General features: G+C 55.0%; 1 protein-coding gene. It reads left to right on the top strand.

Annotated features, from left to right (window positions below; genetic code table 11):
* The coding region (locus J5M71_RS26910) for an amino acid--tRNA ligase-related protein (protein WP_347709880.1) at positions 1 to 494 on the top strand (494 nt) is incomplete at its 5' end.
* Positions 495 to 544 lie beyond the last annotated feature (50 nt).

The raw sequence follows: 544 nt of genomic DNA on the forward strand, positions 1-544 counted from the left end.
GGGTTATCGACTTCCCGATGTTTGAAGAAGATGACGAAGGTGGGCTGGCTGCCATGCACCATCCGTTTACGGCACCGAAAGAGATGAGTGCGGAACAGCTGGCAGCCGATCCAACCCAGGCCGTAGCGAATGCTTACGACATGGTGATCAACGGTTATGAAGTCGGCGGCGGATCTGTGCGTATCCACAACGGAAACATGCAGCAGACCGTGTTTAGCATTCTGGGCATTGAAGAGCATGAACAGCGTGAGAAGTTCGGCTTCCTGCTGGATGCACTGAAGTACGGCACGCCGCCGCAGGCAGGCCTGGCGTTTGGTCTGGATCGCCTGACGAGGCTGTTAACCGGTACCGACAATATTCGTGACGTTATCGCGTTCCCGAAAACCACGGCAGCGGCCTGCATGATGACGGAAGCGCCAAGCGAAGCGAATCCGGCGTCACTGCTTGAGTTAGGCATTCAGGTCGTCAAGAAAGACAAGTCTGAGACGAAGTAATGCCGTATAAACATCCGGTTTCTGTGTTAGTGGTGATTGTGGCGCAGGAC

It is taken from the genome of Pseudomonas sp. 43(2021) (assembly GCF_017490805.1).
GTDB lineage: Bacteria > Pseudomonadota > Gammaproteobacteria > Pseudomonadales > Pseudomonadaceae > Aquipseudomonas.